14 protein-coding genes and 1 pseudogene are annotated in these 26,480 nt (G+C 73.2%); 11 read left to right on the forward strand and 4 right to left on the reverse strand.

All coding sequences use genetic code 11. The features are described from left to right. The first annotated feature begins 266 nt into the window (after positions 1-266). Both guaB and ACFYO5_RS17870 read left to right on the forward strand, forming a co-directional pair. Complete coding sequence (guaB, locus tag ACFYO5_RS17865; protein WP_388709592.1) at positions 267-1,775, forward strand: IMP dehydrogenase; 1,509 nt, start codon at positions 267-269, stop codon at positions 1,773-1,775. A gap of 125 nt (positions 1,776-1,900) precedes the next feature. Further along, positions 1,901-3,025 carry a GuaB3 family IMP dehydrogenase-related protein gene (locus tag ACFYO5_RS17870; RefSeq protein WP_388709594.1) on the forward strand — a complete coding sequence of 375 codons (1,125 nt, stop codon included), beginning with the start codon at positions 1,901-1,903 and terminating at the stop codon, positions 3,023-3,025. Positions 3,026-3,265: 240 nt separating this feature from the next. On the opposite strand, the gene ACFYO5_RS17875 is transcribed toward ACFYO5_RS17870, so the two are convergent. Then, positions 3,266-4,474 (reverse strand): nucleotide sugar dehydrogenase, encoded by a 1,209-nt coding sequence (locus tag ACFYO5_RS17875; RefSeq protein WP_388709596.1) that lies wholly within the window; start codon positions 4,472-4,474, stop codon positions 3,266-3,268. 294 nt (positions 4,475-4,768) lie between these two features. On the opposite strand from ACFYO5_RS17875, the gene ACFYO5_RS17880 reads away from it, so the two are divergent. Then, a complete protein-coding gene (locus ACFYO5_RS17880) occupies positions 4,769-6,475 on the forward strand; it encodes a glycerol-3-phosphate dehydrogenase/oxidase (protein ID WP_388709598.1) in 1,707 nt (568 codons plus the stop codon). Positions 6,476-6,545: 70 nt separating this feature from the next. Here the strand turns inward: ACFYO5_RS17880 and ACFYO5_RS17885 are convergent. Continuing rightward, positions 6,546-7,067: pseudogene (locus ACFYO5_RS17885) on the reverse strand (serine hydrolase); the annotation flags it as partial. A 353-nt stretch (positions 7,068-7,420) separates the two neighbouring features. Here ACFYO5_RS17885 and ACFYO5_RS17890 point away from each other — a divergent pair. The 8 genes from ACFYO5_RS17890 (at position 7,421) to ACFYO5_RS17925 (ending at position 23,894) form a co-directional block, all read left to right on the forward strand. Then, entirely contained in the window at positions 7,421-9,565 is a 2,145-nt protein-coding gene (locus tag ACFYO5_RS17890) for a serine/threonine-protein kinase (RefSeq protein ID WP_388710388.1), read from the forward strand. 420 nt (positions 9,566-9,985) lie between these two features. Beyond that, positions 9,986-12,505 (forward strand): protein kinase, encoded by a 2,520-nt coding sequence (locus ACFYO5_RS17895; RefSeq protein WP_388709600.1) that lies wholly within the window; start codon positions 9,986-9,988, stop codon positions 12,503-12,505. Between the two features lie 171 nt (positions 12,506-12,676). Next, a complete protein-coding gene (locus tag ACFYO5_RS17900) occupies positions 12,677-14,488 on the forward strand; it encodes a serine/threonine-protein kinase (RefSeq protein ID WP_388710390.1) in 1,812 nt (603 codons plus the stop codon). A 109-nt stretch (positions 14,489-14,597) separates the two neighbouring features. Next, positions 14,598-16,238 carry a serine/threonine-protein kinase gene (locus ACFYO5_RS17905; RefSeq protein WP_388709602.1) on the forward strand — a complete coding sequence of 547 codons (1,641 nt, stop codon included), beginning with the start codon at positions 14,598-14,600 and terminating at the stop codon, positions 16,236-16,238. Between the two features lie 189 nt (positions 16,239-16,427). Beyond that, positions 16,428-18,230, forward strand: a complete 1,803-nt coding sequence (locus tag ACFYO5_RS17910; protein ID WP_388709604.1) for a serine/threonine-protein kinase — start codon at positions 16,428-16,430, stop codon at positions 18,228-18,230. Between the two features lie 26 nt (positions 18,231-18,256). Beyond that, a complete protein-coding gene (locus ACFYO5_RS17915; RefSeq protein ID WP_388709606.1) occupies positions 18,257-20,287 on the forward strand; it encodes a protein kinase in 2,031 nt (676 codons plus the stop codon). A 104-nt stretch (positions 20,288-20,391) separates the two neighbouring features. Continuing rightward, complete coding sequence (locus ACFYO5_RS17920; protein ID WP_388709608.1) at positions 20,392-22,017, forward strand: succinic semialdehyde dehydrogenase; 1,626 nt, start codon at positions 20,392-20,394, stop codon at positions 22,015-22,017. A 29-nt stretch (positions 22,018-22,046) separates the two neighbouring features. Further along, positions 22,047-23,894 (forward strand): GMC oxidoreductase, encoded by a 1,848-nt coding sequence (locus ACFYO5_RS17925; protein WP_388709610.1) that lies wholly within the window; start codon positions 22,047-22,049, stop codon positions 23,892-23,894. An 82-nt stretch (positions 23,895-23,976) separates the two neighbouring features. On the opposite strand, the gene ACFYO5_RS17930 is transcribed toward ACFYO5_RS17925, so the two are convergent. After that, positions 23,977-24,999 carry a hypothetical protein gene (locus ACFYO5_RS17930; protein ID WP_388709612.1) on the reverse strand — a complete coding sequence of 341 codons (1,023 nt, stop codon included), beginning with the start codon at positions 24,997-24,999 and terminating at the stop codon, positions 23,977-23,979. Positions 25,000-26,011: 1,012 nt separating this feature from the next. After that, positions 26,012-26,356 carry a chorismate mutase gene (locus ACFYO5_RS17935; protein WP_388710392.1) on the reverse strand — a complete coding sequence of 115 codons (345 nt, stop codon included), beginning with the start codon at positions 26,354-26,356 and terminating at the stop codon, positions 26,012-26,014. Positions 26,357-26,480: the final 124 nt, after the last annotated feature.

The following is a 26,480-nucleotide window of genomic DNA, read 5'->3' on the forward strand; positions in this document are numbered from 1 at the left end:
GCCGCGTCTCCCGGCCCCCGGTTCCGTCGCCGTCCCGTCACCCTCACCTCCCCGTCTCGCCGAGGGGAGGCAAACGCCCGTCCCGACGCCGAACGGGCCGAGGCGCCTACGCTGGACACGGTCGGGGCCGCCTCGCTGAACGCGCCACCCGCCGCGACCGTACGAACATACGAAGCCCGGAGCCACGCCGGAGCGTGGAATTCCGGGGGTGCGCTTCCCGTTAGCATGGACATCCGCACCGATCAAGGCCATTTGGGGAAGGTGTCATGACTGCCAACGTCGACGGAGTGCCCGGAAAATTCGCGACGCTCGGGCTGACCTACGACGACGTGCTGCTGCTGCCGGGCCCGTCGGACATGGCTCCCGACGAGATCGACACCGCCTCGTACGTCTCCCGGAACGTGCGGGTGAACATCCCGCTCCTGTCCGCCGCCATGGACAAGGTCACCGAATCGCGCATGGCGATCGCGATGGCCCGCCAGGGCGGCGTCGGTGTACTGCACCGCAACCTCTCCATCGAGGACCAGGCCAACCAGGTCGACCTCGTGAAGCGCTCGGAATCCGGCATGGTGGCCGACCCGATCACCATCCACCCGGACGCCACGCTCGGCGAGGCCGACGCGATCTGCGCCAAGTTCCGCATCAGCGGCGTCCCGGTCACCGACGCCGGCAAGAAGCTGCTCGGCATCGTCACCAACCGCGACATGGCCTTCGAGACCGACCGCACGCGCCGTGTCCGCGAGGTCATGACGCCGATGCCGCTGGTCACCGGCAAGGTGGGCATCTCCGGTGTGGAGGCCATGGAGCTGCTGCGCCGCCACAAGATCGAGAAGCTGCCCCTGGTCGACGACCACGGCGTCCTCAAGGGCCTGATCACGGTCAAGGACTTCGTCAAGGCGGAGAAGTACCCGCTCGCCGCGAAGGACGCCGAGGGCCGCCTCCTCGTCGGGGCCGCGGTCGGCGTCGCCGGCGACGCCTTCGAGCGCGCCCAGGCCCTCATCGAGGCGGGCGCCGACTTCATCGTCGTCGACACCGCGCACGGCCACTCCCGCCTGGTGGGCGACATGATCGCCAAGATCAAGTCCAACCACACGCGCGTGGACGTCATCGGCGGCAACGTCGCCACCCGCGACGGCGCCCAGGCCCTCGTCGACGCCGGCGCGGACGCCATCAAGGTCGGTGTCGGCCCCGGCTCCATCTGTACGACCCGTGTCGTCGCCGGTATCGGCGTCCCGCAGGTCACCGCCATCTACGAGGCCGCGCTGGCCGCCAAGGAGGCCGGCGTCCCGGTCATCGGCGACGGTGGCCTCCAGTACTCCGGCGACATCGCCAAGGCCCTCGTGGCCGGCGCCGACACCGTGATGCTGGGCTCGCTGCTCGCCGGCTGCGAGGAGTCGCCGGGCGAGCTGCTGTTCATCAACGGCAAGCAGTTCAAGTCGTACCGCGGCATGGGATCGCTGGGTGCCATGCAGACCCGCGGCGAGCGCAAGTCGTTCTCCAAGGACCGCTACTTCCAGGAGGGCGTCGCCTCCGACGAGCAGCTGATCCCCGAGGGCATCGAGGGCCAGGTGCCCTACCGCGGCCCGCTGTCCTCCGTCGTCCACCAGCTGGTCGGCGGTCTGCGCCAGTCGATGTTCTACGTCGGCGGCCGTACCGTCCCGGAGCTTCAGGACAACGGCCGGTTCGTGCGGATCACCTCGGCGGGCCTCAAGGAGAGCCACCCGCACGACATCCAGATGACGGTCGAGGCGCCGAACTACAGCGGCAGGAAGTAGCGCCACACGCGCGTGCCGTCCGTTTCGCACGGCTGAGGGCGGCCCCGGAACATCCGGGGCCGCCCTTGTCGTGCCCGTCGGCGATACTGGTAGACGCTGCAACGCATCAGGGAAAGGCCACACACGTGACTGAGATCGAGATCGGGCGCGGCAAGCGCGGCCGCCGGGCGTACGCCTTCGACGACATCGCCGTCGTCCCGAGCCGTCGGACCCGGGACCCGAAGGAGGTCTCGATCGCCTGGCAGATCGACGCCTACCGGTTCGAGCTGCCGTTCCTTGCCGCCCCCATGGACTCCATCGTCTCCCCGGCCACCGCGATCCGCATCGGTGAGCTGGGCGGCCTGGGCGTGCTCAACCTCGAGGGCCTGTGGACGCGGTACGAGGACCCGCAGCCGCTGCTGGACGAGATCGCCGAGCTGCCCGTCGACAGGGCGACCCGCCGGCTCCAGGAGATCTACTCCGCGCCGATCAAGGAGGAGCTGATCGGGCAGCGCATCAAGGAGGTGCGCGACTCGGGCGTGGTCACCGCCGCCGCGCTCTCCCCGCAGCGCACGGCCCAGTTCTCCAAGGCCGTCGTCGACGCCGGCGTGGACATCTTCGTCATCCGCGGTACGACGGTCTCCGCGGAGCACGTCTCCGGCTCGCACGAGCCGCTGAACCTCAAGCAGTTCATCTACGAACTCGACGTCCCGGTGATCGTCGGCGGCTGCGCCACCTACACGGCGGCCCTGCACCTGATGCGCACGGGCGCGGCGGGCGTCCTCGTCGGCTTCGGCGGCGGCGCGGCGCACACCACGCGCAACGTGCTCGGCATCCAGGTCCCGATGGCGACGGCGGTGGCCGATGTCGCCGCCGCCCGCCGCGACTACATGGACGAGTCCGGCGGCCGGTACGTGCACGTGATCGCGGACGGCGGCGTCGGCTGGTCCGGCGACCTGCCGAAGGCCGTCGCCTGCGGCGCCGACGCGGTGATGATGGGCTCGCCGCTCGCGCGCGCGACCGACGCGCCCGGCCGGGGCCACCACTGGGGCATGGAGGCCGTCAACGAGGAGCTGCCGCGCGGCCAGAAGGTCGACCTCGGCACGGTCGGCACCATCGAGGAGGTCCTCACCGGCCCGTCCCACACCCCGGACGGTTCGATGAACTTCTTCGGCGCCCTGCGCCGCGCCATGTCCACCACCGGCTACAGCGAGCTGAAGGAGTTCCAGCGCGTCGAGGTGACCGTGGCGGACTCGGTGCACCGGCGCTAGCCCGACGCCGTTCGCGGGACTTCGGCGGGGGCCGGTCAGCTCACTCGGGTGAGTGACCGGCCCCTTTCGCCTGCCCGGGCGGGTGTGGGTCCGCGGGGGCGCCCGGTGGTGCTGACCCGGCGGATGCGGGCGGGTCGGGGGACCGGACGGTGGCCCCGGCCACCGGGCGGCGGCGTGTGAGGGGGCGGCGCACATCGCGCCACCGGCCTCCGGAGCCCGGGACGGTCTTGTGCGCCCGTCTCACAACCGGTGCGCCGCCCCCGTCGGCGTGGCGCCCCGCGTGTCCAGCAGCAGCTGGGCCTTCACGGAGAGGCCCTGGAGGTCGTACGTGCGGTGCTGCTGGAGAAGGATCGTCAGGTCGGCGTCGGCGGCGGCCTCGTACAGGGAGTCCGCGCGGGGGACGGGGCGGTCCAGAACGCTCCAGGACGGGACGTGCGGGTCGTGGTAGCTGACGGCCGCGCCGAGCTCCATCAGGCGGATCGCGATCTCCCGGGCGGGGGTGCTCTGCTGGTCGGCGAGGTCGGCCTTGTAGGTGACGCCGAGCAGCAGCACCCGCGCGCCCCGCGCCGATTTGCCGTGCTCGTTGAGGAGGGTGGCGGCGCGCTGGACGACGTAGCGGGGCATGCGGTTGTTGACCTGTTGGGCGAGTTCCACCATGCGCAGGGGGCTGCCAGCGTGGCCGGCGCGGTCGAGGGGCACGGAGTGGCCGCCGACGCCGGGGCCGGGGCGGAAGGCCTGGAAGCCGAACGGTTTGGTCTCGGCGCAGCGGATGACGTCCCAGAGGTCCACGCCCAGGTCGTTGCAGAGGACGGCCATCTCGTTGACGAGGGCGATGTTGACGTGCCGGAAATTGGTCTCCAGGAGCGTCACGGTCTCGGCCTCCCTGAGGCCACGCGCGCGTACCACCTTGTCGGTGAGGCGGCCGTAGAAGGCGGCGGCGGACTCGGTGCAGGCCGGGGTGAGGCCGCCGATGACCTTCGGCGTGTTGGCGGGCGTGAAGTCCCGGCGGCCGGGATCGACCCGGCTGGGGGAGTGGGCGAGGTGGAAGTCGCGGCCCGCGCGCAGGCCGGACGTCTCCTCCAGGAGCGGCCGCAGGAACTCCTCGGTCGTTCCGGGGGGCACGGGTGATTCCAGGATCACGGTGGTGTGCGGACGCAGGTGTCCGGCCAGGGTGCGGGCGGCCGCCTCCACCTGGCTCAGGTCGAGCCCGCCGTCCGCGTCGCGCGGCGTGGGCGCGCAGATGACGGCGGTGCGCACCCGGCCCAGCTCGGCGGGGTTGGTGGCGGGCCGGAACCCCCCCGCGAGCATCCGGCGCAGCTCGGCGGGGCTCAGGGAGCCCGGCTCGGGTCCGGTGCGGTAGCCGAGCGTGGGGATGCCGGCGGCCACGGCGGCCTGGGCCAGGGGCAGGCCGAGCGGGCCGAGTCCGATGACGGCGAGATCTGCGGGCATGGCGTTGGGCCGTCCTTCCCAGTAACCGAAGCGGGACAGGTGCGCAAGCCCTGTGGACAGGACGAGCGAGCGCAATGTCAGACTAGGAGTAAATATGACCGATTTGCGGGATTGATCGGTTGTGTTTCCCGGTCGGCTCCACGGGAGCCCTGTGCGGTTCCGTGAGAGTTGTCCACAGGCTGGGGGTGAGTGGTGGCTGAAGTCGGGCAAGACGGTCACCATTGGGGCAGGGGGATACGGGCCGGTCCTCGCCCCGAGGGGTGCGGCCGGCGCGACCGACAGCGGGAGGCAGCGGTGAGGACAGCGACACTGGGGCCGGCACAGCGAGCCGAGTCACTTGCGGCCATGGCCGAGCACGAGCTGGACCTGCTGGTCGTGGGAGGCGGGGTGGTCGGCGCGGGCACCGCCCTCGACGCCGTCACCCGCGGCCTGTCCACGGGGCTGGTCGAGGCTCGGGACTGGGCGTCGGGCACCTCCAGCAGGTCGAGCAAGCTGATCCACGGCGGGCTGCGATATCTGGAGATGCTCGACTTCGTCCTCGTGCGGGAGGCGCTGAAGGAGCGCGGACTGCTGCTGGAGCGACTGGCGCCGCACCTGGTCAAGCCCGTGCCGTTCCTGTACCCGCTCCAGCACAAGGGCTGGGAGCGGCTGTACGCCGGTTCGGGCGTCGCGCTCTACGACGCGATGTCGATGGCCCGCGGTCACGGCCGGGGCCTGCCGACCCACCGCCACCTGAGCCGCCGTCACGCCCTGCGTGTCGCGCCCGCCCTGAAGAAGGACGCGCTCGTGGGCGCCCTCCAGTACTACGACGCCCAGATGGACGACGCCCGCTTCGTCGCCACCCTCGTGCGCACGGCGGCCGGGTACGGCGCGAAGGTGGCCAACCGCGCGCGCGTGACGGGCTTCCTGCGCGAGGGCGAACGGGTCGTGGGCGCGCGCGTGCAGGACGCCGAGGGCGGTGGGGAGTACGAGGTCCGCGCCCGCCAGGTCGTCAACGCCACGGGCGTGTGGACCGACGACACTCAGGCCATGGTGGGGGAGCGGGGACAGTTCCACGTCCGCGCCTCCAAGGGCATCCACCTCGTCGTGCCGAAGGACCGCATCCACTCCTCCACCGGCCTGATCCTGCGCACCGAGAAGTCCGTGCTGTTCGTCATCCCCTGGGGCCGGCACTGGATCGTCGGCACCACCGACACCGACTGGGACCTCGACAAGGCCCACCCGGCGGCCTCCAGCGCCGACATCGACTACCTGCTGGAGCACGTGAACTCGGTCCTCGCGGTGCCGCTCACCCGCGACGACGTCGAGGGCGTCTACGCCGGACTGCGCCCGCTGCTCGCCGGCGAGTCGGACGCCACCAGCAAACTGTCCCGGGAGCACACCGTCGCCCATCCCGTACCCGGGCTCGTCGTCGTGGCGGGCGGCAAGTACACGACGTACCGGGTGATGGCCAAGGACGCCGTCGACGCGGCGGTGCACGGCCTCGACCTGCGGGTCGCCGAGTGCGTCACGGAGGAGGTGCCGCTGCTGGGCGCGGAGGGCTACCGGGCACTGTGGAACGCGCGAGCGCGCATCGCCGCCCGGACCGGGCTGCACGTGGTGCGCGTCGAGCATCTGCTGAACCGGTTCGGCTCGATGGCCGAGGAACTCCTCGACCTGGTCGTCGCGGACCCGACGCTCGGCGAGCCGCTGCAAGCGGCCGACGACTACCTGCGCGCCGAGATCGTCTACGCCGCCTCGCACGAGGGAGCGCGGCATCTGGACGACGTGCTGACCCGGCGTACCCGCATCTCCATAGAGACCTTCGACCGGGGCACCCGCAGCGCCCGCGAGGCGGCGGAGCTGATGGCGCCGGTCCTCGGCTGGGACAAGGACCGGATCGAGCGCGAGGTCCAGCACTACGAGAAGCGGGTGGAGGCCGAGCGGGAGTCGCAACGGCAGCCCGACGACCTGACGGCCGACGCGGCGCGGCTGGGGGCGCCCGACATCGTGCCGCTGTGAGGGCCTCGCGGTCCTTGCTTCACTCGAACGAGCGTCGCTGAGCGGGATCTTCGTTCGGCTCCGGCTCGTTTCAAGAGGTGCGAGGGCAGAACCCGGCGGTGAGCAGGGCCGGTTCGAGGCCGGGTTCCGTCATCGCCGTCGTGTTCCCGCGGAAGGTGAGGACATGACGGCCGTCGACGGTGACCGCGGTGCGCACGCGACTGCCGGAGATCCGGCCGTTGTGACCTCTCGCGGTCACTCCGCGGGGCAGCCCCGCCGGGATCGGTCCCACGCCGTACGAGCCGCGTGCGGCGCGGGTGTCGAGCATGTCGCGCAGCCGGTGCGGAGGCGACGGCTCGCCGCCCAGGAGGGCTGTGGAGAAGCGGCTCGGGTCGGCTAGGGCGGGATGGCGTCACCGGATCGCCCGCGAACCCGGCCCCCGCGGGTCGAGTTCGGTGACGTCGTTCCCGTCCGCCGTCGTGGTGGCGCTGTGCGGGAAGGGCGGAGCGGGCGGAGAGGGCAGGGGAGTTCGGGATCCGGGAGAGGAGGAGCTGTTCGGACGCGGGGGATCGAGGACGCCGTGAGCGGGCTGTGTGGCGCGGGAGCGGCCGGTGGACCCGTGCGACGACCTGGCCGAGTCGGCGCGGTCAGGACGTGGCCGGCGTGGGAGCAGGCGTTTCCCCCACCCCTCCACTTCCCTTGGCGGTGCGACCATCATGGGGGCGGGCGGGGAGCCCGGCGCCGGAGTGGGCGGGCTTCGCGGCGGGTAGACGGTCGCAGGGGGTGCGCGGAAGGGGGTTTTCACCCGCCGGGCGGGGCTCGTTCCGCTTGTTGGCCGGACTGTACTGCACCTTCTGGCCGGAATGCGCCGGTCCTGAGTACCGGTGAGGGGCACCCTGGGCGTCGGGCACTTGTCGGGTGAGGGACAATGAAGGCTCTGTCAGGGCGGGTTGCATGAGGGGACGCATGTCGGAGGCGGAGCGGGCGGGAGCATCCCGTCATGACAAGAGCGCACGTCTCCTCGCCGGGCGGTACCGGCTGGGAGACGTACTCGGCCGCGGCGGCATGGGGACGGTGTGGCGCGCCGAGGACGAGACCCTCGGACGCACGGTCGCCGTCAAGGAGCTGCGGTTCCCGGGGAACATCGACGAGGACGAGAAGCGCCGGCTGATCACGCGGACGCTGCGCGAGGCCAAGGCCATCGCGCGGATCCGCAACAACAGCGCGGTGACGGTCTTCGACGTGGTCGAGGAGGACGACCGGCCGTGGATCGTGATGGAACTCGTCGAGGGCAAGTCGCTCGCCGAGGCCATCCGTGAGGACGGCGTGCTGGAGCCGAGGCGCGCGGCGGAGGTCGGGCTGGCGATCCTCGACGTCCTGAGGTCGGCCCACCGCGAGGGCATCCTGCACCGAGACGTGAAGCCGTCGAACGTACTGATCGCCGAGGACGGCCGGGTCGTGCTCACCGACTTCGGCATCGCCCAGGTCGAGGGCGATCCGTCCATCACCTCGACCGGCATGCTCGTCGGCGCGCCCTCCTACATCTCCCCGGAGCGCGCCCGCGGCCACAAGCCCGGACCGGCCGCCGACCTGTGGTCGTTGGGCGGCCTGCTGTACGCGGCGGTCGAGGGCACTCCCCCGTACGACAAGGGCTCCGCGATCGCGACGCTCACCGCGGTGATGACCGAGCCGCTGGAGGAGCCGAAGAACGCGGGTCCGCTGCGGGACGTCATCTACGGCCTGCTCACCAAGGACCCGCAGCGCCGGCTCGACGACGCCGGGGCACGGGCGAAGCTCAACGCGGTGATCCACGCGCCGGAGCCCCGCGAGGCGGAGCCGGTGGACGCGACGAAGATCGTGCCGTTGCCGATGCAGCCGGACAGCCGCCGGAACAGGGGCGGCTCGTCGGCGAGTTCGTCCCCGGGCGCGTCCGGTGGGTCGTCCGGGGGCGAGGCGGCGGAGAAGCTGCGCGGGGCTCTGCGCTCCGTACGGAAGGCCGCCGTCGCGGCCGGGGCGGCCACTTCGGCCGCGGCCACCCGCGCCAAGTCGACGAACGCGTCGGCCGCCTCGGGGTCCCCGGACACGCAGGCGGGCACGCAGGAGGAGACCAGGGGCGGCGCGGCCACCGGGGCCGTCACCTCCGCGGCGGCCGTGGCCGCCACCAAGGCCGAAGGGGCCGCCGGCCGCAAGGCGGCGACCACCTCGGCGTCCGCGTCCGTGCCGGTGTCCCGTACCGCGACCGGTGCGGTCGGCGGCTCCGCGGCACCGGGCCAGGAGGTTCGGGGCGCGAACGGCCGTCCGGCGAGGAGCGGTTCCGGGTGGCCGGTGATGACGCCGCCGGACCTGCCGCCTCGGCCCGTGCCCAGGGCACCGCTGACCGACGTGGTGCCGAAGCGGACGTTGGTCATCATCGCCGTGGTGGTGGCGCTGGCCGTGCTCGGCACGGTGCTGGCCCTCACTCTCGGCGGTGGCGACGACACCAACGGCTCCAAGGACGGCGGTGGTTCGCAGGCCGTAGCCAGCGACAGCGCCACCGCCGGCACCAAGGAGGACGAGGACGGCGGGACCCGGACGGACGGCTCGGCGTCGCCGTCCGCCACAGGACCGTCCTCCGGCGGCAGCTCGCCCGCCGACACCGCCGCGGCCGGCGGCGCCGGTTCGGGCGCCACCGGAGCCGGCGCGGCCGTGACGACGCACGCGGGGAAGCAGGGCTACTCGATCGGGCTGCCCGCCGGTTGGAAGTACCAGGTCACGAGCCCCGCGGGGGACCGTTTCACGGGACCCGACGGGCAGCGGCTGTTGGTCGCCTGGACGACGACGCCCAAGGACGACCCGGTCGCGGACTGGGAGAACCAGGAGCGCTACATGAAGCGCTCCCAGTACAAGAAGATCCACATACAGAAGGTGGACTACCGCGGCTGGTCCACGGCCGACTGGGAGTTCACCCACTCGGAGAGCGGGACCACCTACCGCACGATCGACCGGGGGTTCGTGGTCGGCGACCACCTCGGGTACGCCCTGATGTACACGGCGAAGGCCGCCGCATGGGACGGCGATCTGCGGACGAACACCTGGAAGACCCTCACGGGGACGTTCACGCCGAAGAAGTAGCTGAAGAAGTAGTTGAGCGAGTAGCCGAAGAGAAAGCGAGGGTGGCCGCCGCCCTGTGCGGTCGACGCGGCGCACGCGCGGCCGTCCGGCCGGTCCTCGGCCGCGGTTGGGCCCGTTCTCGGCGGGCGTGGGGCCGGGTCTCGGGGGAGCGAGCGTCGGGCCGGGTATCGGTGGTCGTTCGGCTGGTCCCGATAGTCGTTCGGCCTGCCCCCGGCGGCTGTTGCGCCTGCTTGACCCGTCCCCGGCGGCCCTCCGGACCGTGTTGGGGGCGTGAGATCCGGCATCCCCTCTTTGCGGGTTGTCTCCGGCACGTATCGTGAAGGGTCGCGGACCGTACGCATCCAGCTGTCCGGCCGGATCCGGAGGGAACGGTCCGCGACACGAACGGATCCGAGCGACCGGGCGGCCGGGGGAGGCAACGTGGACGACTATGCGGGACGGGTGCTCGCCGACCGCTACCGCCTACCGCTGCCGCCCTCCGACGAGTACGAACTCACCGAGACCCGGGCCTTCGACACCTACAGCGGGCAGGAAGTCCTGGTCCGGCAGGTGCCGTTGCCGGAGGTCGTCGAGGCCGAGGTGCTCGACGCGGAGGGACTGCCCGAGGGGTTCACCGCGCGGGAGCGCGGAGCACGCCGGCCGGCGAGGGGGCCCGGAGCGGGCGCGAGCACTCGACGACCCGCCGATCCCGTCGTGCGGCGGGCGGTGGAGGCCGCCCAGGCCGCCGCGAGCATCCCCGACCATCCGCGGCTCGACCAGGTCTTCGACGTGTTCGCCGAGGGCGGTTCCCTCTGGGTCGTCAGCGAACTGGTGGCCGCCCGGCCGCTGGCGGCGCTGCTCGCCGAGAAGCCGCTGACGCCGTACCGGGCGGCGGAGGTCGCCTCCGACGTGCTCATGGCGCTCCGGGTGCTGCACGCGCACGGCTGGGTGCACCGCAACATCACCGCGCGCACGGTCCTCGTCTGCGACGACGGCCGGGTCATGCTGACCGGGCTGGCGGTCGGCGCGGCGGAAGAGGCGCTGTGCGGGTACGACCCGGTGCCGGTGGACGAGGAGCGGCTGCCGGAGCGACGGGGACAGGGGCCGCAGCCGCACGGGGACCGGGGAGGCGCCGAGCGCCGGGGACCCGTTGTTCCGGGGCCGGGACGGAGTGCCGTCGGGCCCGGCGGGACCGGTGTCGTCGGTGAGGTGGATCCCGAGGCCGCTCGGCGGGCGGCGATCGAGGCGCGGGCCGCCGGCGGGCTGCCCGCGGCGGGGGCCGAGTCGGCGAACGAGGTCTCCGGGGCGGTGGCCCGTACGCCCGTGGAGGCGGGCGGGGACATCCGTGCCGCGCGAGCCGGCGCCATCGCCGCGTACCGCGCGGGCGCACGTGCCGCGGCGCGGGTGCACGAGGCGCAGCAGGGCGGGCGGACGGCGTTGCCGGGGGCCCGCACGCCGGTCGAGGGCGACACCGGGCCCGGGGCCGCGGGCGTGGCGCCGTCGCCGTACGCCCTCGGAAGTGGTCGGGAGCAGGGGACTGGTGGGGTCGGGAGTGCGCCTCCCGGCCAGATCGCCGATCCCTACGGCGTGAGCGGCGCACCGGTGCCGAGGGCGCTCGGCACCGGCAGCCTGCCGACGCAGGGCGGCGGGGCGCCGGCCGGGGCGCGGTGGGACGAGCCGGCCGCCGTGGTGGGAGTGCGGCGCGGGCCGGCCACCGCGCTGGCCGCCGAGCGGGCGCGGCAGGCGCGGATGGCCGTCGTCGGGCCCGTCACGGAGCGGTGGGCGCCGGAGCAGGCCGGGCCCGTGCACGAGAACTGGCAACTGGCCGCGCCCATCGGGCCCGCGACCGACCTGTGGGCGCTCGGCGCACTGCTGTTCCGTGCCGTGCAGGGGCACGCCCCCTATCCGGAGGAGTCGACGGCCGAACTGGTGCAGCTGGTCTGCGCCGAACCGCCCGCGTTCGCCGAGGAATGCGGGCCGCTGAGGCCGGTCGTGGAGTCGCTGCTGCGTCAGGACCCCACCGACCGGCTGGACTTCGAGGAAGTGCGCGGCTGGCTGCGGTCGCTGGTGCGTTCGGCGCCCGAACCCGAGGCGGGCGCCCACGTCGTCGCCGCACCGCCCACCGACCCGCGCCGGCTGCCGATCGTGCGCCGCAGGGGCGAGCTGGTGCGCAGACGGCGTGCCGGCCTGCCCGCGCCGCACGGGCGGCACAAGCGGGGCCGGCCGGACGCCGGACGCTCGCCCCGCAGTCTGGGCCGCACCCTGGTCGTACTGGTGCTGCTCCTGCTGGCCGCGGCGGTCGTGTACGCCGTGATGTTCATGCCCAAGGCCGACGAGGAGGGAGCCGGCAGCGCGGGCGGTGCCGAGCGGACCGGTGCCGCGGGCCAGGTCGACCCGGCGCCCGACGCGAGCAGTCAGCCCCGGCCCGACGACGGAAGCGCCACGGCATCGGGCAACAGCCCCTCCGGGTCGGCCTCCGGGGGCACCGAGACGCAGTCCGGTGGGCTGCCCGGCGGCTTCACGCTGCGCAAGGACGCCGAGGGCTTCCAGATCGCCGTCGCCGACGGCTGGGACCGCACCCCGAAGAACGGGCGCGGCCAGGTCGTCTACACGCACGCCGGCTTCGAGCTGATCGTGGTGCCGGGGCGGGACTCCGCCGCTCAGTACGGCAGCGACCCGATGCTGTACCAGCGGGAGAAGGAGGGCGAGTTGCAGCCGTACCGCGACTCCAGCTGGGCCACCGCCTCCGGGCTGCGGACCATCCAGGTGGGCGGACGGACATCGGCCGAGGGCCAGTTCACCTGGACCGCCGGCGACGGGCGCGAGTTGTTCGTGCGCAATGTCGCGCTGCTCCTCGACGGGCGGTACCACGTCGTCCAACTGCGCGGACCCGAGGCCGAGCGGGACGAGGTGACGCGGCTGTTCGAGCAGGCGTCGGCCAGCTACCGCCACACGGGCTGAGCGACCGGTCGGTAACGTGTCCGGGTGCCCGGTCGAGGCGGATGGTTGCCCCGTGGCGGCAGAAGCGACAACCGTCACAGTGCGGTTTCCTTGGCCCCCCGCTGGTTCCCCGGACGCGGGCCGGTCTTTACGCTGGCCCTGTCAAGAGCATTGCGGGGCAACGTGAATCAGATGCAGGGCCTGCTCGTCGCGGGCCGTTACCGGCTCGTCGACGCCATCGGCAGCGGCGGCATGGGCCGCGTATGGCGCGCGCACGACGAGCTGCTGCACCGGGCCGTCGCCCTCAAGGAGCTGACGGCCGCGCTGTACGTCTCCGAGAGCGACCGTTCGGTCCTGCTGGCCCGCACCCGGGCCGAGGCCCGCGCCGCCGCACGGATCAACCACTCCGCCGTCGTCACCGTCCACGACGTACTCGAACACGACGGGCGCCCCTGGATCGTGATGGAGCTGGTCGAGGGCCGCTCGCTGGCCGACGCCGTCAAGGAGGACGGACGCGTCGAGCCGACCGAGGCCGCCCGGATCGGCCTGTGGGTGCTGCGCGCCCTGCGCGCCGCGCACACCGCGGGCGTGCTGCACCGCGACGTCAAGCCCGGCAACGTGCTGCTGGCCGACGACGGCCGGGTCCTGCTCACCGACTTCGGTATCGCCCAGATCGAGGGCGACACCACCATCACCCGCACCGGGGAGGTCGTCGGGTCCGTCGACTTCCTCGCCCCCGAGCGCGTCCGCGGCCATGACCCGGGCCCGTCCTCCGACCTGTGGGCGCTCGGCGCCACGCTGTACACGGCGGTGGAGGGCCGTTCGCCGTTCCGCCGCACCTCGCCGTTGTCCACGATGCAGGCGGTCGTCGAGGAGGAGGCGGCCGAGCCGCGGTCCGCCGGCCCGCTCGCCCCCGTGATCGCCGCGCTGTTGCGCAAGGACCCGGCCGCCCGGCCCGACACGGCCGGCGCGGAACGGCTGCTCGCCGAGGCCGCGGAGGGGCGTCGCCCCGACGAGGCGCAGGCGTACACACCGACGCGGTACACGGGGCAGGGCACCCAGGGAACCGGATCCCAGGGCATCCGGAGCGATCACGGCCTCCAGGGTGCCCATGGCACGCAGGGCGGCGCGTCGATCGGCGGGACGCCCCGCTTCACCGACGGCCACGGCACGGCTCACCTCCCCCAGGGCAGCGGCACGCCGTACCCGCCCTCCACCGGGTACGCGGCGCCGGTCGCCGGGGCGCCCGTCCCGGCCGTCTCCGGTACGCACGTCCACCCGGTCACCGGCGGCCCGACCGCCATCGGCCCGACGGGTCCGGGAGCCGGCCAGTCCCCGCCGCCGGCGCGACCGCCCCGGCGCCGCCGTCTGCGCACCCTGGCGCTCGTGGTCGTCGTCGCGGCGCTGGTCGGAAGCGGTACGGCGGTGGGGCTGCGCACCTGGGGCGGCGGCGACACGACGCGGGGCTCCGGTTCGCCGAGCACCAGCCCGTCCCCCACCGGCAGGCAGACGAACAAGGGCACCGTCTCCGAGTCCTGGGAGCAGACGGACGACCCCCTCGGCTTCGGACTCTCGCTGCCCACGGGCTGGGAGCGGACGGTGTACCAGGACGACGGCGACCTCAAGCAGATCGACTACTCGCCCGACGGCGGCGAACACTTCGTCCGCATCGCGATCGACGCCTCCCCGGACTTCGACGACCCCTACGCCCACCAGGTCGACCTCGCGGAACAGCTGAAGCGGCTGGTCGACTACCAACAGGTCACCCTGGAGCGGAACACCTACCGCGACCGCGAGGGTGCCCGGTGGGAGTACACCTGGACGGCGCTCGCCAAGGACACGGAGTTCCCCGGTCCGCGGCGCGCGGTCGAGGAGACGTACATCTCCCGGAGCGGCACCGAGTACGTCATCTACATGTCCTCGCCCGCGAAGGACTGGGCGCGCACCGCCCGGCAGTTCACCTCGGTGCTCCAGAGCTGGCGGGAGCCGCCGAGCACCTCCTGAGCCCCGGCCCCGGCTCCGCGGGCCCGCCTCGGCAGGGCCCCGCGCCGCGTCCGCGACTTGGCCGATCGGCGCCCCGGAGGCCCGGCGTCCGGTGGGGCATGATGGGCGCATGGGGACCGAGGGGGACGCCGTCCGGGTCATCGCGGGCCGCTACCGGCTGGAGGCGAGGCTCGGGCGCGGCGGCATGGGGATCGTGTGGCGGGCGACGGACCACCTGCTGGGACGGCGTGTCGCGGTGAAGGAGCTGGTCCAGGACGACTCGCTGTCCGCCGACGAGGCCCGCGCCCGACGCGACCGGACCCTGCGCGAGGCCCGCGCGGTGGCCCAGCTCAGCCATCCGCACATCATCGTGGTGCACGACGTCGTCGAGGAGGACGAACGGCCGTACATCGTCATGGAGTTGATCGAGGGCGGCTCGCTCGCCGACCGGATCGCCGAGCGCGGGCCGATCGACCCGCGCGAGGCCGCCCGGATCGGCGCCGACCTGCTCGGCGCCCTGCGCGCCGCTCACGCGGCCGGGGTCCTGCACCGGGACATCAAACCGGCGAACGTCCTGGTCGACTCCGCCACCGGCCGCGCCGTCCTCACCGACTTCGGCATCGCGCAGGTCGCGGGCGCCACCACCCTCACCGAGACCGGCTCCTTCGTCGGCTCTCCCGAGTACACCGCCCCGGAGCGCATGTCCGGGGAGCGGACCGGTCCCGCGTCCGACCTGTGGTCGCTGGGTGCGCTGCTGTGCACGGCGCTGAGCGGCGAGTCGCCGTTCCGCCGCGACTCGCTCGGCGGCATCCTGCACGCCGTCGTCTCCGCCGACATCCGTACGCCGCCGCAGGCCGAGCCGCTCCTGCCGGTCGTCCAGGGGCTGTTGGAGCGGGATCCGGACCGGCGGCTGGACGCGGAGCAGGCCGAGCGGATGCTGCGTGCCTTTCTGGACACCGGGCGTACGCCGACCGGCCGGACCGGGTACACGCCCACGCGGGCCGACGTGCCGCGTCAGGGCCCCGCCCGCCGCGCCTCGGATCCTCCGCTCCGGGAGCGGTCCACGCGGGGCGTGCTGGTGGCCGCGCTGCTGGTCGCCGCGATGGCGGGCGCCGGCGTGTCCGCGGCGGCGCTCCTGCTCGACCGGGACGGCGACGGGGGGGACACGCCGTCGAGTTCAGCGCCGGGTGGACCCGGTGGACCGAGCGGGTCGACGGCCGCGACGGGTGCGACGGTCCCGTCCGGTACGACGTCCGGCGGTACTACCCCCGGTGGCCGGCCCACTCCCTCCTCCACCCCCACGGCCGTTCCCTCCCAGGGCCGGCCCATCGCCCCCCTGGGCTATCGCGTCGTCGACGACCCGGCCGGGTTCACGCTCGCCGTGCCGAAGGGGTTCACCCGCGAGCCGCAGGGCGAGCGGGTCTTCTACCTCTCGCCGGGGCAGGCCTTCCGGCTCGGCATCAAGATCACCGCACCCCGACCCGGCGGCCCGCTCGGGGTGATGAAACGCGCCGCGGGCGAAGGCCCGGACACCAACCCCGGTTACCGCGACGGCCGCGTCACCGAGACCACGCGCGCGGGACGCCCGGCCGCCCTCTGGGAGTTCACCTGGAACGGCTTCGACGCGGCGGAGGGCGCCCGGCACACCTACGACCTGTGCTGGGAGGACGCGGGGCGGCTGTACGACGTGTGGGTGTCGGGACCGGTCGGGAAGGCGCGTGAGGCACGGGAGTACTTCGACGTGGCGGTCGACACGCTCGTACCGCAGTAGCGCGACGCGCGCCCACCGGGACGGTCCTCACCCCCGTACCGGATGAAGACCGGAGAAAGCCAGAGAAGGGCGCGGAATGCCACAGAAGGGCGGATAAGGGCCGACGAGGGGTGCCCCCGAGTCACGGGTCTGTGACCGGTGGGCAACGCCGGTGGATACCGGCCCGCCTGGCGCGATATGGATGGAGGCATGAGCCACAACGGGGGACCGGGCCACGGGGCCGACGACACGACGAGTTTTGTTCTGCAACCGCCCCGGCAGTCGCCTGCCCAGCCATCCCCGCGGTCGCCGCAGGCTCCGCGGACCACACCGGCCACCCCTCCTCCCGACGATCCCCACGCGATGCCCGCCCAGGCCGCGTCCGCCCCGCCGGAACCCGGTGTCGGGCGGCTCATCGCGGGCCGCTACCGACTCCTCGCCAAGCTCGGACACGGCGGCATGGGCACGGTGTGGCGGGCCCAGGACGAGACGGTGGACCGTGAGGTCGCCGTCAAGGAGCCGCGCGTACCGGACCACCTTCCCGAACGGGAACGGGCCAAGGCGTTCGAGCGCATGCGGCGCGAGGCGCGGGCCGCCGCCCGCCTGGACCACCCGTCCGTCGTGAACGTCCATGACGTCGCGGTCGTCGACGGGCAGCCGTGGATCGTGATGGAGCTGGTTCACGGGCGCTCCCTCGGCGCCGCCCTGGAGGAGGGCACGCTCGGTGTGCGCGAGGCCGCCCGGATCGGCCTGGAGGTGCTCGGCGCGCTGGAGGCCGCCCACGCGGCGGGGATCCTGCACCGGGACGTGAAGCCCGACAACGTGCTGCTCGGGCGGCACGACCGGGTCGTCCTCACCGACTTCGGCATCGCCCAGATCGAGGGCGAGACCAACCTGACCGACACCGGCGGCTTCGTCGGCTCGCCCGAGTTCATCGCGCCCGAGCGGGTGCTGGGGCAGCGCCCCGGCCCGGCGTCCGACCTGTGGTCGCTGGGCGTGGTGCTGTACGCGGCGACGGAGGGGGTGTCGCCGTTCCGCCGCAGCAACACCCCGGCGACCCTCCAGTCCGTCCTCAACGCCACGCCCGCGCCGCCCGCCGTCGCGCGGGGCCCGCTCGCCGAGGCCGTCAACGGCCTGCTGGAGAAGGACCCGGCCCGCCGCCCGCAGGCCGCGCGGGTCCGCGCTCTGCTGGAGCGTGCCGCGAACCCGCCCGCCCCGGCGCCCACCCAGATGGCCACCGCGCCCACGTCCATGCCCCTCACCGGAGCCGGAGCCGGAGCCGGAGCCGGAGCCGGAGCCGGAGCCGGAGCCGGAGCCGGTGCCAGGGGCGCGGACGGCCCGGTCGGCGGCTGGTCCGTCAAGGTCAGCGCGGGACGCGCCGGCTGGGGCCTGCGGGTCGGCACCAGGCTGTTCTGGACCGGGCTCGGCGCCACGGTCGTCGCCGCGGCGCTCGCGGCCTGGTTGGTCGTCGCCGACCCCTCCTCCGGCGCGCTGCCCGACGGCTGGAGGACGAGCGCCCAGAAGGAGGTCACCGCGACGCTGGCGGTACCGAAGGACTACGTGCCCGGCAAGCCGGACCGGGCCTCCGACGACGATCACTGGGTCAGCTTCACCGACCCGAGCGGGGCCGTGTCGATCGTCCTGGCCGTCGAACGCAAGGCGGAGGACACCGGCGGCGCGATCAGGGATTCCGCGGCCGCCGAGATGTACGAGGACAACGACGACTTCAAGTCCAACGGCAGCTACGCCCTCGACATGCCGAAGGGGCCGGAGACCGCGACGGACCCGAACGCCGAGTACCAGGGCAGACCGGCCGCCGAGAACACGGTTCGCTTCACCACCGACGACACCCAGAACCCCCGCCCCCGCGAGATGCGCACCCTGTACTACAAGTCCACGGCGGGCGACATGTACAAGCTCACCATCGCCTACCCCGGCGAGGGCGACTTCACGGAGCGGGGCCGTGAGGTGGCGCGGACGGCGATCGCCCACCTGGAGGTGGACACGCTCTGACGGACCCCTCGTGGTAGTCATGTGACATGAGCAACGACGGGCCCCCCGGAGGCGCCAACGGCCGTACCGTCGGCGGGCGTTACCAGCTGCTCGCGCGCATCGGATCCGGCGGCATGGGCACCGTGTGGCGGGCCCGCGACCTGCTCATGCAGCGCGAGGTGGCCGTCAAGGAACCCCGGTTGCCGGGCGATCCGGAGGACGAGTCCCACCGCCGGGCAGCCCACCGGCTCTACCGGGAGGCCCGCGCCGCCGCCCGCGTCGAGCATCCCTCGGCGGTCTCCATCCACGACGTCGTCGTCGAGGAGGGCGAGGGGCTCCGGGACGGACTGCCGTGGATCGTCATGGAGCTGGTGCGTGGCGAGTCCCTGCACGAGGTGCTGCGACGCGGCCCGCTGGACCCGGCCGAGGCCGCCCGTATCGGCCTCGCCGTGCTGGGCGCGCTGCGCGCCGCGCACGCCGTCGGCATCGTCCACCGCGATGTGAAACCCGCCAATGTGCTGCTCGGTCCGCACGACCGTGTCGTCCTCACGGACTTCGGCATCGCGCAGATCCAGGGCGAGGAATCCCTCACCGCCGGCGGCGAGTTCGTCGGCTCGCTGGAGTTCGTCGCCCCCGAGCGGATGTCCGGCCGTGGCGCCGGCCCCGCCTCGGACCTGTGGTCCCTCGGCGTGCTGCTGTACGCCGCCGTCGAGGGCTGGTCCCCCTTCCGCCGTACGACGGTGGAGTCCACGCTCGCCGCGATCCTCGCCGCGGACCTGCCCGAGCCGGAACAGGCCGGTCCGCTCGCCCCTCTCCTCATCGGCCTCCTCGCCCGCGACCCCGAACGACGGCCGGACCCGGCGGAGGCCGCCACGGCGCTGGAGGCGGTGACCCGGGGCGGCTGGCCGGCACCGTCCACCGCCACCGAACCCGCGGAGCCGCAGGACGCCGGGCGGCTGCGCGAGTTCGGAGAGGACGTCGGAACGGTACGCGTCGGGGCGGAGGTGGAGGCGGGGGCGGAGGCGGGGCCGCGGTCCACGGAACCGCCGGGGTATCCCACGCCACCGCAGGGAAGGCCGACACCACCGCAGGCCAAGCCGACGCCACCGCAGGCCATGCCGCAGTCCTCGCAGGACGAGCCCGCGCACTCGCGCCCGGAGCCCGAGCGTTCAGCGGAAGGGCCCCGGAAGCCGGCGCCCGACCCGTCGCCCGGTACGACGTTCCACCCGGTGTCCCGCCCGGCGCCCCACCCCGTTCCCGGCCCGGAGCCCGACCCCGCCTCCCGCACGACGTCCGCGCCCGCCTCCGGCCCGGCGCCCGACCCCGCCTCCGGCCCGGCGCCCGACCCGGTTCCCGGCCCAGCGCCCGCCTCCCACCCGGCGCCCGACCGCACCCCCCTCCTCCGCCGCCCCGCCGTTCTCACCCTCCTGACCGTCCTCCTCCTCGCCGGGGTCGGCACGGCCGCTCCCCTGCTTCTGGACGCCGACAGCGGGGCGGCCACCGAACGGCCCTCCACCCGCGGCGGCTCCAGCCCCATCTCCTCGACTCCCTCGACCCTGCCCTCGACCACGTCCGCGACGACGAGTCCCCCCGTGGCGTGGACAGCCCACCGCGAGTCCCGGATGGGCGCCGTCCTCTCGCTCCCCGCCGAGTACCGCGAGTCCGCCCGGCAGGGTGGCGCCGACGAGCAGCCGCGGCTCGTGGTCTACTCGGCCGGCTCCGTCGACGTACGCCTCACGCAGTGGGACAGGGCGCCGGGGTCGCCGCTCGGGCGGGCGGCCGAGGCGCACCAGACGTGGGACGGGTACGACGGGGACGCGCGTACGCAGACCACCCGCACCACCTTCCAGGGCCACGAGGCCGTGCTCGCCGACACGACCTACGGGCCGGCCGCCTCGCCGACCCGCGTGATGGAGCTGTTCGTGCTCGCCGAGGACAGCCGGATGTACGAGCTGCGGGTGGACATGCCGAAGGGCACGCCGGACGAGAAACAGGGAACGGCGGTCTTCAAGGAGGCCCGCGACCGGCTCCGTGTCGACGTCCCGCAGAACGGGGAACCTCTTCGCGCGCCACGCTGATCAGCGCGTTTGTTGCCAGTGACCACTGGCGTCGTGTGCGCGGTCGGTGAATCCCTATTACCGACGGGTACCAAAAGCCTTCCGCACGTCATACCCTGCGGCTCATGACGGACTCGCAGGCCCCGGAGAAGACCGGTACCCCCATCGGTACCAACCCCCTCGCCCCCACCCCCACCGGCGTCCGTACCGCCGCCGACGTGGTGACCCCCCAGCTCGTCGCCCATCTCACCAAGGGTGTCGTCGGTTCGGGGCGTACGGCGAACCACACGCCGTTCACCGGCGAGAAGCTGGCCGACCTGCCCGAGTCCACGCCCGAGGACGTAGAGCGGGCGTTCGCCGCGGCCCGGGCCGCGCAGACGGTGTGGGCCCAGGTGCCGGTACGCGAACGGGCCGCCGTCCTGCTGGGCTTCCACGACCTGTTGCTCCAGCGGCAGGGCGAGGTCCTCGACCTGATCCAGCTGGAGACCGGCAAGGCGCGCCTGCACGCCCACGAGGAGGTGCAGGCGGTGGCGGTCGCCGCCCGTCACTACGGCCGCAAGGCCCCGTCCTATCTGCGGCCGAAGCGGCACGCGGGCGCCATGCCGACGCTGACGAAGGTCACCGAACTGCGCCACGCGCGCGGTGTCGTCGGCCAGATCGCCCCCTGGAACTACCCGCTGGAACTCTCGGTCGGCGACGCGCTGCCCGCCTTCGTCGCGGGCAACGCGGTCGTCATGAAGCCCGACACAGAGACCTGTCTCACCGCACTGTGGGCCCGCGACCTGCTCATCGAGGCCGGGCTGCCCGCCGAGGTCTTCCAGGTCGTCATCGGCGAGGGACCGGTCGTCGGCCCCGAGATCGTCCGGCACGCCGACTACGTCTCCTTCACCGGCTCCACCCGCACCGGCCGGGAGGTCGCGCAGGGTGCCGCCGCCCGCCTGGTCGGCGTCTCCCTCGAACTCGGCGGCAAGAACGCCATGCTGGTCCTTGAGGACGCCGACATCGAGAAGGCCGCCGCCGGAGCCGTCCGCGCCTGCTTCTCCTCCGCCGGCCAGCTCTGCATCTCCATCGAGCGGCTGTACGTCCACGAGTCGATCGCCGACGCCTTCCTGGAGCGCTTCGCCGCCCGCACGAAGGCCATGCGTCTCGGCACCTCCCTCGCCTACGGCGCCGACATGGGCTCACTCGTCGGCGAACGCCAGCTGGAGACCGTGACCCGGCACGTGGAGGAGGCCGTCGCCAAGGGCGCCGAGATCGTCGCCGGCGGCGTCGCCCGTCCGGACATAGGCCCGTACTTCTTCGAGCCGACGATCCTCGACGGCGTCACGGAGCCGATGTCCGTCTGCGGCGAGGAGACCTTCGGCCCGGTCGTCTCGATCTACCGTTTCGCCACCGAGGACGAGGCGGTGGAACGGGCCAACGCCACGCCGTACGGACTGAACTCCTCGGTCTGGACGAAGGACGGCCGGCGCGGCCGCGCGGTCGCCGCCCGCCTGCGCACCGGCACCGTCAACGTCAACGAGGGTTACGCCCCCGCCTACGGCAGCGTCCAGTCGCCCATGGGCGGCATGAAGGAATCGGGCCTGGGCCGCCGCCACGGCTCCGAGGGCATCCTCAAGTACACGGAGGCCCAGACGGTGGCCCAGCAGCGGCTGCTGCCGATGGCGCCGGCGCTGGGGATGGACGACGAGAAGTACGCGGAGTTCATGAGCCGCAGCCTGCGCCTGATGAAGGCGTTCCGCTTCCGCTAGACAGCACCCGTTCTCAACGAGGAGAGCACGTGTCACAGGAGAACTCCGCCCGGATACGGGACGAGGACGGCCCAGCCCCCCAGGACGCCGGCGTCGACGCCGCGGACGGCGGCTACGACTACGACGTCCTCGTCGTGGGCTCCGGCTTCGGCGGTTCGGTCACCGCCCTGCGCCTCACGGAGAAGGGGTACCGGGTCGGCGTCCTGGAGGCCGGCCGCCGCTTCACCCGCGAGTCGCTCCCGAAGAACTCCTGGGACCTGAAGAACTACCTGTGGGCCCCCAGGCTCGGCATGTACGGCATCCAGCGCATCCACCTGCTGGGCAACGTCATGGTGCTGGCCGGCGCGGGCGTGGGCGGCGGCTCCCTCAACTACGCCAACACCCTCTACGTCCCGCCGAAGCCCTTCTTCGACGACCCGCAGTGGCGCCGCATCACGGACTGGCAGGAGGAGCTGGCCCCCTACTACGACCAGGCCACACGCATGCTCGGCGTGCGCCTCAACCCGACGATGACCCCGTCCGACGTGCATCTGAAGGCGGCGGCCGAGCGGATGGGGGTGGGCGACACCTTCCACATGGCACCGGTGGGCGTGTTCTTCGGGGACGGCCAGGACGCCGACGGGTCGGTGACGGCACGGCCGGGCGAGCAGGTGGCGGACCCCTACTTCGGTGGCGCCGGGCCCGCCCGCAAGGCCTGCAACGAGTGCGGCGAGTGCATGACCGGCTGTCGGCACGGCGCGAAGAACACCCTCAACGAGAACTACCTCTACCTCGCCGAGAAGGCGGGCGCCGTCGTCCACCCCCTGACGACGGTCGTCTCGGTCACCGACGACTCACGGGGCGGATACGCCGTCGCCACCCTGCCGACCGACGGCCGCCGCAGGTCGGGCGGGCGCACGTTCACAGCCCGCCGGGTCGTCCTCGCCGCCGGCACCTACGGCACCCAGACGCTGCTGCACCGCATGAAGGCGGGCCGGCAGCTGCCGTACCTCTCCGACAGGCTGGGCGAGCTGACCCGCACCAACTCGGAGGCGCTGGTCGGCGCCCAGACCGACGACCGCCGCTACCGCAAGGCGACCGGGCAGCCCAGGGCCGACTTCACGCGCGGGGTCGCCATCACCTCCTCGATCCACCCGGACCCCGACACCCACATCGAGCCGGTGCGCTACGGCAAGGGCTCCAACTCGATGGGCAGCCTGTCGATCCTCCAGGTGCCGTACGCGGAAGGTTCGTCGCGGGTGGCCGGCTGGCTGGCGAACGCCGCCCGCCACCCGCTGCTCGCGCTGCGGTCGCTCTCCAACCGCCGCTGGTCGGAGAAGACCATCATCGGACTGGTCATGCAGTCCCTGGACAACTCGCTGACGACGCACCTGAAGCCGACGGGCGTGGGCAAGGGCCTGCTCACCGCGCGCCAGGGGCACGGGAGCCCCAACCCGAAGCAGATCAAGGCGGCCTCGCAGGCGGCCGACGCCCTCGCCGCCGACATCAACGGCTTCGCCGGATCCAACGTGGGTGAGCTGATGGGCATGCCGCTCACCGCCCACTTCCTCGGCGGCTGCCCGATCGGCGACTCGCGCGAGACCGGCGTCATCGACCCGTACCACCGGCTGTACGGCCACCCCGGCATCTCGGTCGTGGACGGCGCCGCCGTCTCGGCGAACCTCGGCGTGAACCCGTCCCTGACGATCACGGCCCAGGCCGAGCGCGCGATGTCGTACTGGCCGAACAAGGGCGAGCAGGACCCGCGCCCCGCGCAAGGGGCGGCGTACGAGCGGCTGAAGCCCGTGGAGCCGCGCGACCCGGCGGTTCCGGTGGAGGCGTTCGCGGCGCTGCGGCTGCCGTTCCTGGGGATCCCGGCGGTGCCGCCGAAGAAGTGACGCGGCGCGCACGGAAAAGGGACCTGCGCCCCCCTCCGAGCGCAGGTCCCTCCTCACCAGCGGCCCTGAGGCCGGTTCAGGCTTACGCCTGTGTCCTGCGGCGGCGCGCGGTGAAGACCGCACCCGCACCGGCGACGACGGCGACCCCGCCGACCAGCCCGATCACCGGCAGCGCGGAGCCGGAGCCGGTCTCGGCGAGGCTGCCGGTGGCCGGGATCTCCTTGGCGCCGCCCTGCGGCTGCTTGCCGCCCGCGGGAGCCTCGCCCTCGCCCGGCGTGGCCGTGCCCGGGTCGTCGTTGCTGCTGCCGGGCTTGAGCACGGTGAACTCGTAGAACGCGAAGGAGCTGTGGACGCAGTTCTTCTCCGCGTCGACGTAGCCGCCGAGGCCCAGGGTGAAGCCCTCGCCGGCCGGGGCCTTCGCGGTGATGTCGACGCGCAGCTTGATGTCGACGGTCTCCTTGGGGCCGAGTTCCGTCTCGCCGAAGTAGAAGCCGTTGCCGAACTCGTCCGCGATCGAGTCCCAGGCCTTGGCCTGCGGGTCGTAGTACTCGATCTTGGCGTAGGTGCTCAGCCAGGTCCGCTCGTCGTCGCTCATCGAGTCGTTCTCGATGGCCGCGAGCCACTGCACGGTGCCCAGCGCCTTGTCGCTGTGGTTGGCGGCGGTGAGCTTGAAGGTGTGCCGGCCGCTGCCGGCCACGATCTTGCCGGGCAGACCCGACACGGAGAGTTCCAGCTGCGAGTCGACGTCGACGCCGTCCTCGTCGACCGGGCAGTCGTCGGGGAACTCCGTCGGCTCGTCGTCGGGCGACGACGACGATGACGGGGAGGAGGACGAGGAGGAGGACGTCGAGGAAGACGGGGAACCCGCTCCGTCCTCCTCCTGCGAGGCGGACGCCGAGGCCGACGCGCCGTCGGAGGCGGACTCGGACGAGGTGGCGGAGGAACTCGCCGAGTCGGACGGCGAGGCGGAGGCGCTCTCGGACGACGACGTGCTGGGCGACGCCGAGCCGCTCTCCTCGGCGAAGGCGGTCGGCGCCGACAGCAGGGCCAGCGGTGCGAGGACGGCGGTCGCGGCCATGGTGACCATGGCCCGGCGGAGCTTCATGCAGAGACCTCGATGGTTCCGGATGCGTCGCGACAGCAAGGCCGCGGCGCGGTTGAGGAGGCCTTCCGCATGGGGGAGCGGTTGTTGGCCCTGAGTTCGCTACGTGTGACCGGCGAAGCCTGTGAAGAGTTGCCCTGTCTTCACGCTTTCTTTATGTGCCATAGGTCACATGGCTCGGCTCGCTGCCCGGACGGCGGCGACGGAGGTGTCCGCGGGCACGACGAAGGGCCCCGCGGGACGGATCCGCAGGGCCCTTCTTTATCGTCAGCACCGGCGTCAGGGCAGCGCCGGTGCCTGGGAGCGGCGCCGGGGGGTTGCGCCGCTGGCTCGTCGAGCGCCCTGGTCCGCGCCGGGTGGCCGCCGGGGCGCACGCGGGGCGCGTGAGCGGTCTGGACCTTTGGCGGTCCGTGGGGACAAAGGGCCGCACAGCGGGTGGAGGCATGGGAAGCGGTGCAATGCGGTGGTCCCCGGCGGGACTTGGGGCTTTCTCCGCATCGTGCTGGATGAAAGCGGCGCCCGCAACCGTTTGACCCAGTCCTTGCGCGTTTTTGCCCTTCCCGCCGGCCGGCCCCGAGCGTCCCCGGGGCCGGCCGTTCTCTTGGGTGACCGGGCTGCTGTCCCCTGCCGTCCGGTCACTTTCCTGGAGCGAGGTCCCACGGCGCACGCACGCTCCGTACGCCTCATCGCTCCAGTGATCCACGCGTGGTTCTTCCGGGCCCGCCCCTGGCTGGAACGGACATCGGGACCAACGAAGCCGTCCCGGGCCGGTCACGCGCCGTACGGGTGAGAGGAGCACCGAACTCAGATGCGACCCCGGAGCCGCCAGATACGACCCCGGAGCCGCCAGGTGCGACCCCGGAGCCGCCAGGTGCGACCCCGGAGCCGCCAGGTGCGGCCCGGGAGCCGCCAGATGCGAATCCGGCGTTGCCGGACGCGGCTCCGGCACGGTCGGACGCGGCCCCGACACGGTCGGACGCGGCCTCCGGGGCCGTCGGACGCGACTCCGGCACCGTCACACGCGGCCCCGGCACAGTTCGAGGAGTGTCATGGCGAGGGAGGTGCCGGGCCTGCCGAGCGCCTGCCGGTAGTGGTCGAGGATCTCCATCTCGCGGGACAGGTTCACGCGCCGGCCGCCGGAGGTGATCCGGGCCTCCTGGATCACGGCGGACACGGCGACCCGTTCCTGGATGAGGCCGATGATCCGATCGTCCAGCGCGTCGATGCGGTCACGCGCGCCGGTGATCACGTCGGCGGCCTCGGGAGTACGGGCGCCGGTCACGTCGATGGCGGTCATGGGGGCTCCTGTGGTGGTGGGCGTGGACGCCCCCGGAACGACAGGACCCGGAAGAAACGACAGGCGCCCCGGGCCTTGTCGGCCCGGGGCGCCTGGGAAGTCGCTGCGTCAGCTCAAGCAGCACGACCATGGCAGCCGGCGGGCCGGGTGCCATAGGTAAAGACGAAGGTCGTGGGCGAAAGCATGG

Source organism: Streptomyces sp. NPDC006259 (assembly GCF_042870975.1).
In the GTDB taxonomy this organism is placed as follows: Bacteria; Actinomycetota; Actinomycetes; order Streptomycetales; family Streptomycetaceae; genus Streptomyces.